Origin of the sequence: Croceibacterium aestuarii (genome assembly GCF_030657335.1) — a bacterium.
Classification (GTDB): domain Bacteria; phylum Pseudomonadota; class Alphaproteobacteria; order Sphingomonadales; family Sphingomonadaceae; genus Croceibacterium_B; species Croceibacterium_B aestuarii.
This window is the reverse complement of the sequence record NZ_CP131039.1, coordinates 1,952,846-1,969,531: the sequence shown is the minus strand read 5'-3', so window position 1 is coordinate 1,969,531 and position 16,686 is coordinate 1,952,846. Positions and strand designations below refer to the sequence as shown.

The window sequence follows — 16,686 nt, the reverse complement described above, 5'->3', positions numbered from 1 at the left end:
CGCCCTAGACCGTTTCGCGAGCCAGCGCCTCACGCACCGCGGCGAGGGCCGCTTCGGCTTTGTCGCCGTCGGGTCCGCCGCCTTGCGCCATGTCGGGCCGGCCGCCACCGCCCTTGCCCCCTAGCGCCGCAACGCCAGCCTGGACCAGCGCAACCGCGTCGAGACGAGTGGTCAGGTCGTCCGTCACGCCGACGGCGAACGCGGCCCGTCCCTCGTTGACTGCGACGATTGCCGCAACGCCCGATCCCATGCGCTGCTTGGCCTCGTCGAGCAGGCCGCGCAGTTCCTTGGGGTTCATCCCGTCGAGCACTTGGCCGGAGAACTTCACTCCGGCGATTTCCTCGTCGGCGGAGGGGGCGGACTTGCCGCCGCCCCCGAGCGCGAGCGCCTTCTTCGCCTCGGCCAATTCGCGCTCGAGCTTGCGGCGCTCATCGATGAGCGCCGCGACGCGCGCCTCGACCTCGTCGGGCGCAGTCTTGAGCGTTGCGGCGAGAGCTTTGAGCGCATCTTCGCGGCCGACGACCCACTGCCGCGCCGCCTCGCCTGTAAGAGCCTCGATGCGCCGCACGCCCGAGGAAACGGCACTTTCCGAGATTATGCGAAACAACCCGATGTCGCCGGTGGCGCGTACGTGGGTGCCGCCGCACAGTTCGACCGAATAGCTCTTTCCGGTGCCGTTCCAGTCGCTGCGCCCCATCGACAGTACGCGCACTTCCTCGCCGTACTTCTCACCGAACAGGGCCATCGCCCCGGCCTCGATCGCCTCGTCGGGGCTCATCAGCCGAGTGCCCACCGTTTCGTTGTGGCGGATCTCCGCATTCACCTCGGCCTCGACCGCGGCGATTTCCTCGGCGGTCAGCGCCTTGGGATGCGAGAAATCGAACCGCAGGCGGTCCTCCGCGACGAGCGAGCCCTTCTGCGTCACGTGCTCGCCGAGCGCGTTGCGCAACGCCGCGTGGAGCAGGTGGGTGGCGGAATGGTTCGCGCGGATGCGGTCGCGGCGCGCCCCATCGACGGCGAGGTTGACGGTGTCGCCCACGGCGATCGTGCCGCTGTCGACGCGCCCGTGCATGGCATGGAGGCGGCCGAGCGGCTTGGAGGTATCCGTGACGGTGATCGACAGGTCGCTCGCCCCCGTAATCCGCCCGGCGTCGCCGCTCTGGCCGCCGCTTTCGCCGTAGAAGGGCGTCTGGTTGGTCAGCACGACGACGTCCTGCCCGGGTTGCGCCAGTCCGACTTCCTTTCCGTCGACGACCAGCGCAACCACCCGGCCCTGGCCTTCCGTCGAGGTGTAGCCGGTAAATTCGCTCGATCCCTCGCGCTCCACGATGTCGAACCAGATCTCGTCATCGGCGGCAGCGCCGGACCCCTTCCAGGCGGCGCGCGCAGCGGACTTCTGGCGAGCCATGGCTTCGTCGAAACCGGCCTTGTCGACGCCGATGCCGCGTTCGCGCAAAGCGTCCTCGGTCAGGTCGTAAGGGAAGCCGTACGTGTCGTAGAGCTTGAAGGCGGTTTCGCCGGGCAACTCCCCGCCTTCGGCCAGACCCGCGGTTTCCTCGTCGAGCAAGCGCAGGCCCTTGTCGAGCGTCTGCCGGAACCGCGTCTCCTCGCGCTCCAGCGTCTCCTGGATCAGCGCGCGGGCACGGCCGAGCTCGGGATAGTGTGCGCCCATCTCGGTGACGAGCGCGGGCACGAGCCGGTGCATCAGCGGATCCTTGGCCCCGAGCAAATGGGCATGGCGCATGGCCCGGCGCATGATCCGCCGCAAGACGTAGCCGCGCCCTTCGTTCGAAGGCAGCACGCCGTCGGCCATCAGGAAACTGGTCGAACGCAAATGGTCGGCGATGACGCGGTGGCTGGCGATCGTCTCGGCATCGGCGGGCGTGCCCAGGAGCGACTCGCTCGCCTCGATCAGGGCACGGAAAGTGTCGGTCTCGAAGACGTTGTGCTGGCCTTGCATGACGCTGGCGATGCGCTCCAGTCCCATGCCGGTGTCGATGCTCGGGTGGGGCAGATCGCCGACAATCACGTCGTTCGCCTGGACGTGCTGCATGAAGACCAGGTTCCAGATCTCGACGAAGCGATCGCCGTCCTCGTCCCGAGAGCCCGGCGGACCGCCGGCGACCGAGGGACCGTAATCGTAGAAGATTTCCGAGCAGGGGCCGCAGGGACCGTCGGGACCCGCCGCCCAGAAGTTGTCCTTGGTGGCGATGCGAATGATCCGCTCATCGGGCAGCCCGGCGACCTTGCGCCACAGGTCGTGCGCCTGATCGTCGGTGTGATAGACCGTGACCAACAGCCGGTCCCTGTCGAGCCCCAACTCGCGCGTGACCAGGTTCCACGCCAGCTCGATGGCGCGTTCCTTGAAATAGTCGCCGAAGCTGAAATTGCCGAGCATCTCGAAGAACGTCAGATGGCGCGCGGTGTAGCCGACGTTGTCGAGATCGTTGTGCTTACCGCCCGCGCGCACGCACTTCTGACTGCTGGCGGCGCGCGGCGCTGGCGGGCTTTCGAGCCCGGTGAAGACGTTCTTGAACGGGACCATGCCGGCCGCGACGAACATCAGGGTCGGATCGTTGTACGGCACCAGAGGCGCGCTCGGCGCAATGTAGTGCTCGTTGCCCGCGAAATAGTCGAGGAAGGCCCGGCGGATGTCGTTCGTCGATTGCATGCTTGGCGAGTTAGGGCCTCGCGCCGCCCCGGACAAGACGATTAACGGGGCCAGAGTGAGCGACAAGGACGATAAGTCCCACCATGGCATCGCCCGCCCGTCAGCAAGGTCAATCCCCCGCTCGACAGCAAGGGGGGATCAGCCGGTCAATCCTTGTGCGCCGTAACGATCCACGCCGCACCTTTAAGCGCGACGACGCCGTCCCTGCAGTTGCGACGGGCAAGGTCACGAATGCGCAGAATGCTCGATTGCCGCGAGACATCGTCCATTTCGCCGAGCCGCTGGGCGGCGGGGCCGATCGAAGTCCAGTAGGCGATCGCATCCTCTACCGGATCGTCTCCGGCCCCGGCGACCATCGCGAAATCGACCGCGTCGAAGCGCACCTCGCTCCAACCTGCGCTCTCGAGAATCGATCGAGTATAGTCGCGGTCGGCGAAGGCGAAGGGGCCGGGCGCGTGCGGATCCGCCGGCGGCGCATCGAGCGCTGGGAGCTGCGCCGCGACCTCGGTGAAGATGGGATTTTCGGCAGGCGGACGAAAGCAGGAGAAGAGCAGGTTGGCGCCCGGCTCGGCGAAATCGAGGATATTGCGAAAGGCCGCGAACGGATCGGAGAAGAACATCACCCCGTGGCGCGACACGACGAGATCGGGAGCGGACCCGACCGGGTTCCACGTCGCTGCGTCGGCTTCGACGAACGCCACGTTGGCAAGATGCGCACCGCGCTTGCGTGCCGTGGCGACAAGATCGGGCGAAATATCGACACCGGTGACGGTGATCCGCGGGCGCCCGCGCGCCAGGGCGAGCGAGAGCTCGCCTGCGCCGCAACCGATGTCGACCGCACGGTTGCAGGGAAAGTCACGGCTCCGTGCCAGCAGGCGCTCGGTCAGCCCGCCGAAGCTGCGGTCGGTGCGCTGCCATTCGGCGGCCCAGGATTTGCCCGCCCGTCCGGTCCAGTCGCTCTTGTCCATCGCCTGCTTTCTCCCTCGTCCTGCGGGGAGTGTGGCGCAGCGCAACGATAAACGAAAGAGGCCGGCGCGCGCCCCTTGAGGCTTTTACGCACCGGCCCCGGTTTCGTCCGGCGCATCCGCGAAGGACGCGCGGGTTGAGGATCAGTCTTCGGAGTCCGCGTCCGGCCCCGTCATCATCTCCTCGGCGACCTCGTCGGTGCGGCTGCGGATCGCAGCTTCCAACTTGTCGCAAACTTCCTTGTTGTCCCTGAGGTACTGCTTGGCGTTCTCGCGGCCCTGCCCGATGCGGATCGAATCGTAGGAGAACCAGCTCCCCGACTTCTCGACCAGCCCGGCCTTGACGCCGAGGTCGAGAATCTCCCCGACCTTGGAAATGCCCTGCCCGTACATGATGTCGAATTCGACCTGCTTGAACGGCGGGGCGACCTTGTTCTTGACCACCTTCACCCGGGTCGTGTTGCCGACGATATCGTCGCGGTCCTTGATCTGCCCGGTGCGGCGAATGTCGAGGCGGACAGAGGCATAGAACTTGAGCGCGTTGCCGCCCGTCGTGGTTTCCGGATTGCCGTACATCACGCCGATCTTCATGCGCAGCTGGTTGATGAAGATGACCATGCACTTGGAGCGGTTGATCGAGCCGGTCAGCTTGCGCAGCGACTGGCTCATCAAGCGGGCCTGCAGCCCGACGTGGCTGTCGCCCATCTCGCCTTCGATCTCGGCGCGCGGCACGAGCGCGGCGACCGAATCGACGACCAACACGTCGATGGCGTTCGAGCGCACCAGCGTGTCGACGATCTCGAGCGCCTGCTCGCCGGTGTCGGGCTGCGAAACGATCAGTTCATCGATATCGACGCCGAGCTTCTTGGCATAGACCGGGTCGAGCGCATGTTCGGCATCGACGAAGGCAACGGTACCGCCGGCCTTCTGCGCTTCGGCGAGAACGTGCAGCGCCAGCGTGGTCTTGCCCGAGCTTTCCGGCCCGTAGACCTCGATGACCCGGCCCTTGGGCAAGCCGCCCACTCCCAGTGCAATGTCGAGTCCGAGCGAGCCGGTCGAGATCGTTTCGACCTGCATCGTTTCCTTTTGGCCGAGCTTCATCGCCGAGCCCTTGCCGAACGCGCGGTCGATCTGTGCCAGCGCAGCGTCGAGCGCCTTCTGACGGTCCGTGTCCACCACTTTACCTTCCACCAGTTTCAGGTTCGCCGCCGCCATGACACAAGCCTCCATCGCTTCCTAGGGGTGGGTCCGGAGTTGGCCCCAGCTCCCTATCGAATTATCGATGTATCCCATTTGTTCTCACGGAACAAGAGTGGAACGAAATTTTTTGCCGCGCGCCGAGTCGACCATGCATTACGTGCCGACCGCGAGCTTCAACTGGCATCGAAACGGTAGGTCCAGCGCACCTCCTTGCTTGCATTTGCGGGCACCGTGACCTCCACTATGCGCTCGCCGTCCTTGATCCGAACGTTCTTGAGGCCGCTGACCCGGTGCGCGCCGCTTGGCCCAAGCGAGAGGCGGACCCGCGCCGGGGCATCGGCGGCATTGGTCAGCGTCGCACGCATGTCCACCTGCGAACCCTTTTCGAAGCCGGCGGGTTCGCGCCCGACGATCCCGCAGCGCGCTTGGACGAGAGCACTTTGGCCGACCTCGATGTCGACGTCTTGCCCGGCTGCATAGTCGCGCAGGTATTCTTCGCCGACGAACAGGTCGCCCGCCCTATCGGAGGGCTCGAACAGGGTGATCGCCCCGTTGGGCAGCGCCACGCCGAGGCCGTGCTCTTTGTCGTTGACCGTGGCGAGGACCATCGAAGCGGGCGCGTATTCGTCGTCCGAGCTTTCCCACGGGGTGCACAGCGTCTCATAGCGCAGCCAGCCCCGGACCCGGTCCTTGTCGAGAAAGGCGACCTGCTTGAGGCCCTTGGCCGAGACCGTTACCCGCTCCGGCACGCGGTAGAGCTTGAGGTCGCCGAGCGCCTCCTCGACCGCGACCATTGCCGGGGTTGAGGCGAGGTTGCCGCGCATCGCCTTCGCGCCAGTGACGACGATCGCCTCGTCCCTCTGGTAGGCAGCCGAAGGCGCAGGCGGCGGGGGCGGAGCAGGCGGCGGTGGATAGGAAACCGGCGAACCGGCGGCGGTGTGACCGATGGGATAGCAGGTGAGCCGCAGCGGTCGCCCCATCGGCGGTCTCGCAAGGCCCTGATAGTCGCTTTCCACATTGAGCCTACCGGCGACGACGTTGAGCTGCGCGTCCGCAAAGCTCTGCCCGTTGTCGTTGAGCAAGGTCAGCCAGCTCATCAACCGCAGCGCCACCGCGCCGCTTCGGCCTGGCGTATCGAGCGTGGCGACATAGTGCGCCTGCCAGTCGAAACCCCAGGCGAGGTAGGTCAGCTGGACGGTGTAGGTGCCGCCCGCCCTGTCCTGCGTGTCGATAGTAAAGACCGGCTGAGGCGACAGCCCGGCAGGTACGCGGTCGAAGGTCAGCTTCTCGGGCAGTCCCGAGCAGCGCACCGCCTCGAAGCCCTCGCTTGTCTGCAGCACGAGCGCGCCATCGGCGCGGGTGCGCACGATCGCGCTTTCGCTCACTGCCCTGCCGGTCGCCGGATCGGTGCGGGTGATCGTGACGCGGTTGCCCAGGGTGCCATCGACCAGCGCCGCGGGGCTGAGCAAGTCGGCGTTGCGGTTCTTTTCGATGGTCCCGCCGGGCAGGCCGGTCACGATCGCCGAAACCGCGATCATGCCCTCGGCCACGCCAGTGAAGCGGATCGTCGATTTCCCCGGCGGCAGCGTCACCTTCCGCGTCTCGCTGATCATCGCAAAACCGCGCGGGTAGCTGCGGTTCATCGCCTGGCCTTCGCCGCGATCCGGGTCGCGGTAGAGCGTTACGGCGACATCTTGCGGCGTCGAAGCGTCGACCGTTGCCCGGGCGTGGACGGGTGCGGCGCCGAGTAGAGGCAACAGGGCCAGTAAAAGCGCAGCGCGGCGCACCACCCGGCCCCTCAGTACCTCGTCTCGTAAACCACGCGGACCTCGCGCTTGCCGTTGGCCGGAACCTCGATGACGTACTTGCGACGGTCGGCGCTCAGCTGCTCGCCGGGAACGTCCTCGCTCGGCACCCGAAAGTCATTGCTCCACCAACCGCGGTCGAGGCCGGACTGGACCAACTCGACCTTGACCGGCGTGTTCTGGGCGTTGGTAACCGTGTAGCGCATGGTCGTGCGGTAGTAGATCTTGGGTCGCTCGCTCTCGCCCTGGCGCACGACCTTGCCGTCCTCGATCACCCGCCAGCGGGCGCTCCTTTCCCACTCGGCGCCGGTGATCGTCTCGCGCTTTTCGACTTCGGCCTGGGTGTAGACGTCGAAGGCATCGCCCGTCTTGAGAGTCAGCTCGCTGCCCATCGGGGTATGGCCGATCTGGTTTTCGCCGATGAACTGCGGGTTGCCCTGCCCGTCGCGCTGATAGAACCGCACCGTGCCGGCGGGCAGCGCATCGCCGAGGCCGCCCTCCTTGCTCGAGCTGAAGGCAATCTCGCTCGCCGCCGGAACCGGCGCCCCATCGCTCGCCAACCAGGCGACGGTGCGCCCGTAGATCTTGCGTGCGGGAACGCCCTGCACATCGAGAAAGCTGACCTGCTTGGTCTGATTGTTGGCGATCGTGGTGCGGCCCTCGATCGGGTAGAGGTAGAAATCGCCCAGCCGTTCGCGCGCAGCGCTTTCGGTGCCTGGAACGAACTTGCCCGGAGACGGTGGCGGCAACGGCCTGCCACGTCCGTAGGTGGGCTGCGACGAGGCCCCCGAATTGGGATTGCCCGCCACCAGCAAGGTGTCGGCATTCGTGAACGTCGTGCCGGTGCTGTTGGTCAGCGTGACCCAACCCTGCATGTCGATAGCGCCCCTGCCCTCGTCGTAGAGCGCGACATAGTCGGCGCCCCAACCGAGGCCGGGGGTGAGGTAGCGCAGCGAGGCGCGACGGGTGCCGCTGCGTGCGCTTTCGACCGTGACGGACAGCGTCGGGCGAGCGCGGAGGTTGGGCGGAACGCGATCGAAGATGACCCGCACGGGTAGCCCGTCGTCGCGCAGCACCTCGATGCGATCGCCGATCTGCACCACCACGCCGCCTGCGGTGGACAGGACTTTGGCCCTCTCGCGCGTTTCCGATCCGGTGGCCGGGTTGGTGCGTACCAGCGTCACGGTCTGACCGATGGCCTTCTCCATCAGCTTGGCCGGGGTCAGCAGGTCGAAGTCGAAGTTCTGTTCGACAATGCCCGTGTCGGCCGCGGAAAAACTCAGGGTTTCCGGACGGATCTGCGCCGAGACGTCGGGAAATTCGATCCGGCTGCGGCCGCGCTCGATTGCAATTTGGCGGATGTCCTGCACCAGCGCCTGGCCGTTGTTGTAGATTGTCACGGCGACGTCTCCCTGGGCATTGGGCTCCGCAGGACTCTCTTGCGCCAGCAGAGGCACGGCAACCAGCGCCAGAGCGCAGGGCGCGGCTGTGGCCAGGACATTGGCAACGGTGTCAAGGCGCATCGGTACTCTCCCCACGAAAGCGGCACGATGAGATAAGGTTACATAGGCTTTACCGCAACTGAACGGCGAACCGAGCCAGGAAAGCGACGAAATGCACAAGTCAGCCGCTGTGCTTGCTCAGGACTTGGCCGACCTTGGTGGCGATCTGCTGCACGCTGAACGGCTTGGGGATGAAGTGCATGTCGTCGAAAGAAATCTCGTTGCGAAGCTGCTCCTCGGCATAGCCCGACATGAACAGGACTGGGATTTTCGGCGCCAGCTTACGAATCTCGCGGGCCATTGCCGGGCCGTCCATGCTCGGCATGACCACGTCACTCACCACGAGGTCGAACTCGCCGGAAGCCTTGAACGCCTCGAGCCCCTCGTCGCCGTCGCTCGCCGTGGTGACGCTGTAGCCCTGCCGGGTCAGCGCCCGTTCGGCCACGGCGCGCACCATGTCCTCGTCCTCGACCAGCAGCACCCGGCCGCCGCCTGACCAGTCGGCCGCTGCCTCGGCCGGCTTTTCCTTTTCGCGATCGTCTTCGGTGACCTGGTGGACCGGCAGATAGATCGTGAAGCGTGCGCCGGCCGGCTTCCCGTCGGGGCCCATGACGTTGTCGGCGAAGATGAAGCCGCCCGATTGCTTGACGATGCCGTAAACCGTGGAAAGGCCGAGACCGGTGCCCTTGCCCAGCTCCTTGGTCGTGAAGAAAGGCTCGAAAATCTTGGTCAGGTCGTCGGCCGGGATCCCGCCGCCGGTGTCCTGCGCGATGAGTGCCGTATAGTGTCCGGCGGGGATGATCTCGTTGTCGCGCAGGCGGCGGATATCGGTCGCGGTGATGCGCCGCGTAGCGAAAGTCAGCGTCCCGCTGGCGTTTTCGCCCCCGCGCGCCTGGATGGCGTCGCGCGCGTTGACCGCGAGGTTGATGATTACCTGCTCGAGCTGGCGCGGGTCCGCGCGGACCGGGCCGAGGTCGCGGTCATGGTGGGTGCGCAGGGTGATCTTGGCGCCGAGCAGGCGCTTGAGCAACTGGTTCACCTCGCTGATCACGTCGGGCAGCTGGATGATCTCGGGCTGCAGAGTCTGCTGCCGGCTGAAGGCGAGCAGTTGCCGCGTGAGACTGGCGGCGCGGTTCGAGTTGGCCTTGATCTGCTGGATGTCGTCGTAGTCGCTGTCGCCCGGGATGTGGCGCAGCAGCATGAGATCGCAATAGCCGATGATCGCGGTCAGAACGTTGTTGAAGTCGTGGGCCACGCCGCCGGCCAGCTGCCCGACCGCCTGCATCTTGGTGGCCTGCGCGACCTGCTTCTTGAGCCGCGTTTCCTCGGTGGTGTCGGCGAGGCTGAGCAGCACTGCCGCCTCGCCCAACCCGCGCACTCCCGTCAGGCCGAGGCTCACCGGCTCCTCAGGGTCGCTGCGCAGCCGCACGGCGATATCGCCGCTCGAAGCGGGGCCCTGCCCGTAGCGGCGCACCGCATCGGACATCGCCGTCTTGTCCGCCGGGACCACGAGGTCGGACGGGTACGGGGGAACGTGCTTGCCTTTGGGGATACCTGCGGCGTTGCGAAATGCCGGGTTGGCGAAAAGGAAATGGCCATCGCGGTCGGTCATCGCCAGCCCGACCGGCAACTGTTCGAGAAGCGCCTCGAGCTGCGGGGCCTGGCCGCTGTCCGTGCCCCAGCCGCCGACGCCGACACCGTTGTCGACCAGCAGCATCAGCGATGGTGCCTGATCGGCGGAAAGCCGCTCTGGCGAACCGGGTTCGACCAGCGGGACCTGGAGGAGGGTTTGAGGGGAGCCTTTGCGGCCCTCGCGGGCGAAATAGATTCTTTCGCGCTCGTCGGAGCGGAGCAAGGCGGTGAAGTCCTGCCCCGCCATGCTGGCGTGGCCATCGCCCATCGCGCGGCGGGCGAAGCCGGCGCTCGCCGCGCGCACAGCACCGTCCGGGCCGACGAGCGCCACCTCGACGCCCGCGTTGCTGAGGATGCGGCCGAACACGCCGGTGACGTACTTGCCGATCGCCTGCAGCGGCTCGGTCCTGGTAACCGGGGCGAAGCGCCAGACGAGGTAGGCCTCGGCGCGGCCTGCGCGGACCACTTCCGCAGTCCAGCTATTGGTTTCGTCGGCTATCGTCGCGCGGCCGCTCTCACCTTCGCGCCACGCCGCGCGCGAGGCGCGGAGCAAGAGGTCCGACGAGGCGCCGTCGACCGGCAAGCGCGGAGGGGCATGGCTCGATCCGAACCAAAGTTCGAACGCCGCGTTGGCACAAACCAGCCGGTTGGCGCGATCGGTGATGGCAACCGCGATGCCGGGCTGCTCGATGGCCGCGACGGTGACCGACCAATCGGGCAGTGCCGGCTCTTCCACCGCCCGCGTCGCCGGATTTCCGCGAGCGGCGGCGAACGCGACCAATGCGAGCACCGCCAGGCCGCCGATGAACGCAGCGGTGACCGCCATCGTACCGGTGACGAACCAGACTACTGCGGCGCTGGCCAGCGCCGCGGCGGCAACGATCGCCGCATCGAACGGCAGGCGCGACAGCTCTTTTCCGGTCAGGCTCATGCCGCCAGCCGCCGTTTTTGCCGACGCCGCACCACCCGGTAGCGCCACAGCACGCCGGCCAGGAGATATCCCAGAACCGCGGCCGCAGCGGCGATGACAAGGACGCCCAAGGCGGTATCCTCGCTCGCTCCGGTCAGCCGGGTCAGCAACTCGCTCGTTCCGCTGCCCTGCAGCGTGGTGGCAACGGGGGCGATGCCGGTCAGTGAAGCGAGATGCAGCAACATGTCGCCGAGGCGATAGCCCAGCCACCACAAAAACGGAATCGTCAGCGGGTTGCCGACCAAGGTCATCGACAGCGCCATTGGCAGGTTGGCGCGCACGAACACCGCGAGCAGAGCGACGACGACGATATGCGCAACCGGGAGCAACAAGGCGACGAAAAGTCCCAGTGCCACCCCGCGTGGCACGGTGCGGCGGGTGAAGCGCCACAGTTCGGGTTTGAGGATCTTGCCGGCGAGCGGCCGCAACCACGGCTTCGCCGCCAGCTCGTCGCGGCTCGGGACGTGCCGCCGCAGCCGATCGACAAGACCCGGGCGCCCGCCCGCAGGGACCTGTCTCATTCAGCCGGTGCCGCGCTCACGCGGCGGCGGCGCAGCAGCAGGCGGCGGCGCTTGCCGACCCGCCAACGCCAGAACCACGAGGCGAGAAGATAGCCCAGCGCGGACGTGACGACGGCCAGAACCACGAAGCCAAAGGCAGTCACACCGGCGGTCTGGAGGAAAGCGAACCAGCCGAAATCCTGCCACCTGCCACTGTCGATCTCGGCCCGCGCAGAGCCCCCGGTGGCAGCGTCGATCTTGAGGACGAACTTGCCCACTTTGTTCGCCGTGAGCAGCCAGAACGGCAGGGTGAACGGGTTGGTGACGAAGGTCACCAGCGCAGCGAGCGGCACGTTGGCGCGCGCGGGCAACGCCAGGAACGCGGCGAGGAATATCTGCCCCACGGGGACGATGAAACCGGCGAACAGCCCCAGTGCGACCCCACGCGGGACCGAGCGACGCGTGAAGCGCCACAGTTCGGGAGAGAGGAAACGGTGGGCGATCGGCGCCAGCCAGCGGTTCTGCGCCATGTCCTCGCGCGTCGGCATCGCGGGCAGTTTGCCCGTCAGCCATTCTGCAAGCCAGGTTTTCGACCGCTTCGCCATGCGGCGTTCCATACACCTTTAGATTACCAGCGAAAGGCGGCTCTAGCTTGTGTCCGACGAACCCCAGCTTAACCAAGCTGGCTAGCGGTTTTCGCGCAACAACCGGGCCTTGTCGCGCTTCCAGTCGCGCTCTTTGATGGTCGCGCGCTTGTCGTGCACCTGCTTGCCCTTGGCCAGGCCGAGCTCGACCTTGGCGCGGCCCTTGCTGTTGAAGTAGACCGACAGCGGGATCAGGGTCATGCCCTTGCGTTCGACCGCGCCCACCATGCGCTCGATCTCGCGCGCGTGGAGCAGCAGCTTGCGCGGCCGCTTGGGCTCATGATTGAAGCGGTTGCCGTGGCTGAATTCGGGGATGTTGGCATTGATCAGCCAGGCCTCCCCACCGCGCACTTCGGCGTAGCTCTCGGCGATCGAGCCTTCCCCGCCGCGCAGACTCTTCACCTCGGTGCCGCTGAGCGCGATTCCCGCTTCGAACTTGTCCTCGATAAAGTAGTCGAACCGTGCGCGCCGGTTCTCGGCGACGGTCTTCACTTTGTCGAACGCGGTGGGCTTGGGACGGGCCATAAGGCTGGCGCATGTAGGCGGCGCAGGATGAAAATCCTAGAGTGACGTCGAATCGCCTTGGGGAGAGCAAGATGGCGACAGCCGCGACGGAACAGGACTCGCTGACTGCCGACAACATTCTGGCCAATGCAAGCTCCATGCGTGCAGCCATTGCGGCTCGCTCGGCCGAAATAGAGGACCTGCGCCGCTTGCCCGACGACCTCGTCGCCGAGTTGCGCAAAGCCGGCTTCTTTCGCATGGGCCGTAGCCTTGCCAAAGGCGGCCTGCAGATGACCCTGGCGCAGCATCTCGAGGTGATCGAGGTGCTGGCCCAGGCCGATCCCTCGGTGGGTTGGTGTGTCAAGATTGGCACCGACAGCGGGCTTATCGCCGAATTCCTGTCGCCCGAAGCCTCGGCCCGCCTGCTGCCGCATCCCGACATGATTACCGCCGGTCAGTTCACCGCCGGTCGTGGAACGCTTGAACGGACAGATGGCGGTTACCGGATGACCGGCCGCTTCCCGTTCGGCAGCGGCATCACTCATGCCGACGTGGTGATGACGGGCGGGATCGTCCACGAAAACGGCAAGCCGCTGATTGGCGCCCTTGGACTGCCCGAAAGCAGGCTCGCCTTCTGTCGGGCCGACGAGTTGGTGATCGAGGACACCTGGCACACACACGGGCTGCGCGGCAGCGGCTCCAACCACTACCGTGCCGAGGGCGTGTTCATCCCCGAAGACCAGGCGATGCTGATCGAGCCGTCCATGTTCGAAGGACGCGAACCGCTCTATTCGAGCGGCTTCAACTGGGTCACGACGATGGCCGCCGTCCCTCTTGGCACCGCCCGACGCGCTCTCGACGAAGCCAAGGCGATCGTCGCGCAGGGCAAGGGCGGAATTCTTCCCCAGCCGCTCGGCAAGCTGCAGCACGTTCGCGAGGCGATAGGCGAATGCGAGACTCTCTACGGCGCAGCGCGGGCCTTTCTCTACACCTCGGCCGGCGACTTCTGGGCGGAACTGGAGGAGGGCACCCCAGCAGTCGAGTCCAAGGGCCGCCTCGCTCTCGCCAATGTCAACTCGTTCCGCATGGCGGCCGATGTCACGCGCCGGCTTTTCGACCTTATTGGCGCCCACGCGGTGTTCGAAGGCGGTCCCCTCGAGCGCCTCGCCCGCGATGCGCTGACTCTCAACCAACACATGATCATCAACCGCGCGGCCTTCGCTACTTACGGCGCGATGATGCTTGGCGAGCAGCACCCCTCGCCGCTTTATTGATCGGGACGGAAGCCCGGATTCGCGCGTTTCATACGCGAGCCGAGCGCGGTTTGTGCGTGGGTCAGCCGATGCCCGCGGCTTCCATCGCCGCATCGACGGCCCGCTTTGCGGCATCGCTGCATGGAGCGATCGGCAATCGAGTGTCGGGGCGCAGCCAGTCGTGGAGCTTGCTCAGCGCGTACTTGGTCGGGCTCGGGCTGGCGTCTGCGAACAGCGCCCTGTGCAGGGGATAGAGTCGCTCGTTGAGCGTGCGCGCCGTCTCAAAGTCGCCCGCCGCCGCCGCGGCGTGGAATTCGGCACACAGCTTCGGCGCGACATTTGCGGTCACCGAGATGCAGCCGCTCTGACCGAGGGCGTAGCCGGCCAGCGCCAGCGGGTCGTCGCCCGAGAGCTGGTTGAAATTCGGGCCCAGTCCGATCCTGTGCGTGACGACCCGCGACAAGTCCCCGCTGGCATCCTTGATCGACACGATCCGCTCGGGGAAGCGCTTGCCCAGTCCGATGACCGTGGCTGGCAGGATGTCGGTCACCGTCCGGCCGGGAACGTTGTAGAGCACGATGGGCAGATCGCAGTTTTCCGCAAGGAAGCTGAAATGGCGGATCAGCCCGTCTTGGCTCGGCCTGTTGTAGTAGGGCGCAACCAGCAACGCGGCATCGGCGCCAAGGTCGCGGGCCACATTCATGTGCCACAGCGCGGTGCGAGTGTCGTTGGAGCCGCATCCGGCGATCACCGGCACGCGCCCTGCCGCTTGTTCGACGCAGACCTTGATCACCTTGTGATGCTCGTCGTTGTCGAGTGTGGCGCTCTCACCGGTCGTCCCGCACGGCACGAGAGCGTTTGAGCCGCCGGCAATCTGCCAGTCGACGAAGCGCCGAAAAGCCGCCTCGTCGAACCGTTCGTCGCGAAAAGGAGTCACCAGGGCCGGTATTGAGCCAGAGAACATTTGCGCTGCTTTCATATTCGATTCAGAAGGGAGCGGACGCTTTTCCTGCGCACGCAACGGGTTCGTTCACCGCCTGATAAGGAGACGCCTGCCACGATGTCCAGCATGGTTCGTCGGCTCATCATTACCTCGCTTCTCTGTACCTCCGCCACCCTCGCTGCGCCGGTTCATTCGCAGGACGCGGTTTACAGCGCGTCCGACTGGGACAAGGCGCGCGCCGATCTGGTCGCGCAGGGGCCCGGTCGCATGGCTCCGGCGATCGCCCAGTGGGAACAACTCAAGGCCAGCAAGACGCGCCCCTTCGAGGACTATGCCGGTTTTCTGATGACCTACCCCGGCTTCCCCGATGCGGCGACCTTGCAGCGCTACGCCGAGGAGGCTCTGAAGAACCAATTCGTCTCGGCCGACCGTCTCGCGGCGTTTTTTGACCGCTATCCGCCTGAGTCCAACTACGCGCGCGCCCATTACGCTCTCGCCCTGATGGCCCAGCGCCCCGCCGATGCCGCCGCTGTCGCGCTCGCCGCGTGGCGCGGCGGCGAGATGAGCGACACCGCAGCCGCCACCATCTTCGCCAACTTCGGCAGCCAGTTTACCCAAGCGGACCAGGACGCGCGGATGGACGCGCTGCTGTGGCAGCGCGACGCCGAGGGCGCGGCGCGGCAGATTGCTCGCGTCTCCCCCGGCAAGCTCGGTCTGTTCGCTGCGCGACTCGCGATCCTCCAGGGCGGCGATGGCGCCACGGTCGACCCGGCGGCAACGTCCGATCCCGGCTATCTCTACAACCGCAGCCGCGAGCTGCGCACCGAAGGCCGCGCCCGCGAAGCAGTGAGCCTGCTCTCGACGCGCCTGCCGCTGGCCTCGCGCCCCTTCGATCCGACCGCCTGGGTGACCGAACAACTCAGCGTTGCCCGCATCGGCGGCGCCCAGGCTGCGCGCAGCATCGCCTCGAAAATCGACGACGCGTTTGCCCCCGGTGCAGACATCTCCGCCATGGAGTACAAGCTGCGCGACGATTACACCTCGCTGATGTGGCTGGGCGGGACGCAGTCGCTCTGGGACCTCGGCGATCCGGCCAGCGCGGTGCCCCTCTTCTACCGTTACGGCGCCGCCGCCCGCACCCCGCAGACCCGGTCGAAAGGTTTCTTCTGGGCCGGGCACGCTGCGCAGCGCGCCGGTCAAGCCGCCGAAGCCAAGCGTTACTACGAGATGGCCGCCGCCTATCCCGACCGCTTCTATGGCCAGTTGGCCCTGGACCGGCTCGACCGACCTATGCCGGCGTTGCCGGGCGTTCCGGCCGGGACGCCGACGGCTGCCGAGCGCAAGGCCTTCCTCGGCGCCCCGCTTACTGCCGCGGTAACCGAGGTAGCCCGCGACGCGCCGTGGTCGGTGGGCATCCGCTTCTACCGCGAAATGGCCAGCCAGGCCCAAACGCTCGATGACTACCTGCTGGTAACCGAACTCGCGCGGGACATCGGGCGCCGCGATCTCGCGGTCATTGCCGCCGAAGCCGCCGCCGCCGACGGCTACGAAGGCTTCACCACGCTCGGGTATCCCACACTGGTAACCCCGCCGGGGACGAACTGGACGCTGGTCCATGCCATCAGCCGACAGGAAAGCCAGTTCGCGCAGAACGCCGTGAGTCACGCTGGCGCGCGCGGCCTGATGCAGCTAATGCCGGCCACCGCGCGCGAGGAAGCCGGCAAGGCCGGAATTCAGTACATGTCCGCTTCGCTAATCGACGACGCCAGCTACAACGTGCAGCTCGGCAGCAATCATATCGAGCGCCTGGTCTCCTATTACGGCGGCAGCTACCCGCTGGCGATCGCCGCCTACAACGCCGGCCCGGGCAACGTGAACAAATGGCTCGCCGCCAACGGCGATCCGCGCACCGGTTCGATCAGCTGGATCGACTGGATCGAGAAGATCCCATTTTACGAAACAAAGAACTACGTCCAACGGGTGCTCGAGAACGCCGTCGTCTACGAATCGCTGCATCCGGACAAGGCGCCTTACGGCACGCCGCGCAAGCTCGACTCGCTTCTGCGCTGACGATCCGGCCGAGCGTAGCCAGCCGAC

The 16,686-nt window shown here is 66.5% G+C and carries 12 protein-coding genes; 2 read left to right on the top strand and 10 right to left on the bottom strand.

What is annotated here, in order from left to right:
* Nucleotides 1-4: 4 nt before the first annotated feature.
* The 9 genes from alaS to smpB all read right to left on the bottom strand — a co-directional run bounded on the left by alaS (nucleotide 5) and on the right by smpB (nucleotide 12,414).
* Nucleotides 5-2,671 (bottom strand): alanine--tRNA ligase, encoded by a 2,667-nt coding sequence (alaS, locus tag Q7I88_RS09715; RefSeq protein WP_305095721.1) that lies wholly within the window; start codon nucleotides 2,669-2,671, stop codon nucleotides 5-7.
* 146 nt (nucleotides 2,672-2,817) lie between these two features.
* Nucleotides 2,818-3,639, bottom strand: coding sequence for a class I SAM-dependent methyltransferase (locus Q7I88_RS09710; RefSeq protein WP_305095720.1), 822 nt, complete (start codon nucleotides 3,637-3,639; stop codon nucleotides 2,818-2,820).
* A 141-nt stretch (nucleotides 3,640-3,780) separates the two neighbouring features.
* Entirely contained in the window at nucleotides 3,781-4,851 is a 1,071-nt protein-coding gene (recA, locus tag Q7I88_RS09705; RefSeq protein WP_305095719.1) for a recombinase RecA, read from the bottom strand.
* Nucleotides 4,852-5,009: 158 nt separating this feature from the next.
* Entirely contained in the window at nucleotides 5,010-6,593 is a 1,584-nt protein-coding gene (locus Q7I88_RS09700) for a DUF4139 domain-containing protein (RefSeq protein ID WP_305095718.1), read from the bottom strand.
* A gap of 41 nt (nucleotides 6,594-6,634) precedes the next feature.
* Nucleotides 6,635-8,164, bottom strand: coding sequence for a DUF4139 domain-containing protein (locus Q7I88_RS09695; protein WP_305095717.1), 1,530 nt, complete (start codon nucleotides 8,162-8,164; stop codon nucleotides 6,635-6,637).
* Nucleotides 8,165-8,264: 100 nt separating this feature from the next.
* Nucleotides 8,265-10,706: a response regulator gene (locus tag Q7I88_RS09690; RefSeq protein ID WP_305095716.1), complete on the bottom strand. Its 2,442-nt coding sequence runs from the start codon at nucleotides 10,704-10,706 to the stop codon at nucleotides 8,265-8,267.
* Complete coding sequence (locus Q7I88_RS09685) at nucleotides 10,703-11,266, bottom strand: DUF2062 domain-containing protein (RefSeq protein WP_305095715.1); 564 nt, start codon at nucleotides 11,264-11,266, stop codon at nucleotides 10,703-10,705. Before Q7I88_RS09685 ends, Q7I88_RS09690 begins: the two co-directional genes overlap by 4 nt.
* Nucleotides 11,263-11,850: a DUF2062 domain-containing protein gene (locus Q7I88_RS09680; RefSeq protein WP_305095714.1), complete on the bottom strand. Its 588-nt coding sequence runs from the start codon at nucleotides 11,848-11,850 to the stop codon at nucleotides 11,263-11,265. The genes Q7I88_RS09685 and Q7I88_RS09680 overlap by 4 nt, the downstream gene beginning before the upstream one ends.
* 81 nt (nucleotides 11,851-11,931) lie before the next feature.
* Complete coding sequence (gene smpB / locus Q7I88_RS09675) at nucleotides 11,932-12,414, bottom strand: SsrA-binding protein SmpB (protein ID WP_305095713.1); 483 nt, start codon at nucleotides 12,412-12,414, stop codon at nucleotides 11,932-11,934.
* Between the two features lie 71 nt (nucleotides 12,415-12,485).
* Here smpB and Q7I88_RS09670 point away from each other — a divergent pair, with 71 nt between their 5' ends.
* Nucleotides 12,486-13,667, top strand: coding sequence for an acyl-CoA dehydrogenase family protein (locus Q7I88_RS09670; RefSeq protein ID WP_305095712.1), 1,182 nt, complete (start codon nucleotides 12,486-12,488; stop codon nucleotides 13,665-13,667).
* Nucleotides 13,668-13,728: 61 nt separating this feature from the next.
* On the opposite strand, the gene dapA is transcribed toward Q7I88_RS09670, so the two are convergent.
* Complete coding sequence (gene dapA, locus Q7I88_RS09665) at nucleotides 13,729-14,610, bottom strand: 4-hydroxy-tetrahydrodipicolinate synthase (protein ID WP_305098592.1); 882 nt, start codon at nucleotides 14,608-14,610, stop codon at nucleotides 13,729-13,731.
* A gap of 96 nt (nucleotides 14,611-14,706) precedes the next feature.
* Between dapA and Q7I88_RS09660 the strand changes: the two genes are divergently transcribed.
* Entirely contained in the window at nucleotides 14,707-16,659 is a 1,953-nt protein-coding gene (locus tag Q7I88_RS09660) for a lytic transglycosylase domain-containing protein (RefSeq protein ID WP_305095711.1), read from the top strand.
* The last annotated feature ends 27 nt before the right edge of the window (nucleotides 16,660-16,686 follow it).

What these genes read in the sequence shown, in the direction of transcription:
- dapA (WP_305098592.1), bottom strand. Translation starts at nt 14,610, where the DNA reads ATGTTCTCTGGCTCAATACCGGCCCTGGTGACTCCTTTTCGCGACGAA.
- Q7I88_RS09680 (WP_305095714.1), bottom strand. Translation starts at nt 11,850, where the DNA reads ATGGCGAAGCGGTCGAAAACCTGGCTTGCAGAATGGCTGACGGGCAAA.
- Q7I88_RS09670 (WP_305095712.1), top strand. Translation starts at nt 12,486, where the DNA reads ATGGCGACAGCCGCGACGGAACAGGACTCGCTGACTGCCGACAACATT.
- Q7I88_RS09690 (WP_305095716.1), bottom strand. Translation starts at nt 10,706, where the DNA reads ATGAGCCTGACCGGAAAAGAGCTGTCGCGCCTGCCGTTCGATGCGGCG.
- alaS (WP_305095721.1), bottom strand. Translation starts at nt 2,671, where the DNA reads ATGCAATCGACGAACGACATCCGCCGGGCCTTCCTCGACTATTTCGCG.
- Q7I88_RS09685 (WP_305095715.1), bottom strand. Translation starts at nt 11,266, where the DNA reads ATGAGACAGGTCCCTGCGGGCGGGCGCCCGGGTCTTGTCGATCGGCTG.
- recA (WP_305095719.1), bottom strand. Translation starts at nt 4,851, where the DNA reads ATGGCGGCGGCGAACCTGAAACTGGTGGAAGGTAAAGTGGTGGACACG.
- Q7I88_RS09710 (WP_305095720.1), bottom strand. Translation starts at nt 3,639, where the DNA reads ATGGACAAGAGCGACTGGACCGGACGGGCGGGCAAATCCTGGGCCGCC.
- Q7I88_RS09695 (WP_305095717.1), bottom strand. Translation starts at nt 8,164, where the DNA reads ATGCGCCTTGACACCGTTGCCAATGTCCTGGCCACAGCCGCGCCCTGC.
- Q7I88_RS09660 (WP_305095711.1), top strand. Translation starts at nt 14,707, where the DNA reads ATGTCCAGCATGGTTCGTCGGCTCATCATTACCTCGCTTCTCTGTACC.
- smpB (WP_305095713.1), bottom strand. Translation starts at nt 12,414, where the DNA reads ATGGCCCGTCCCAAGCCCACCGCGTTCGACAAAGTGAAGACCGTCGCC.